Source organism: Undibacterium sp. TC9W, from assembly GCF_049339865.1.
Taxonomy (GTDB): domain Bacteria; phylum Pseudomonadota; class Gammaproteobacteria; order Burkholderiales; family Burkholderiaceae_D; genus Undibacterium.
This window is the reverse complement of the sequence record NZ_JBMPPJ010000093.1, coordinates 1-264: the sequence shown is the minus strand read 5'-3', so window position 1 is coordinate 264 and position 264 is coordinate 1. Positions and strand designations below refer to the sequence as shown.

The window sequence follows — 264 nt, the reverse complement described above, 5'->3', positions numbered from 1 at the left end:
CGTCAACACCGGCGTTGTTGGATGTACCAACCAGACGGATTGTTTCGAAACCGGAAACGTTCGTCCATTCAGACGCGCCCAGAGCGATAGTGTCGCCCAGTGCTGCACCTGTCAGGTCGCCGTCGATCACCAGTGTGTCTGTACCAGCACCACCTACGACTGTGTCGGAGATTGTCAGGCCAGCACGTGTGTCTTGCAGGTTATCGAAAGTAACTGTGTCGTTACCAGCACCCATCTTGATGTTTTGCGCGCCGTTGGCAGCAC

The 264-nt window shown here is 55.7% G+C and carries 1 protein-coding gene; it reads right to left on the bottom strand.

What is annotated here, in order from left to right; translation table 11 throughout:
• Positions 1 to 264, bottom strand: a 264-nt coding sequence (locus ACO0LN_RS30375; RefSeq protein ID WP_422980501.1) for a hypothetical protein, incomplete at both ends; no start/stop codon positions are given.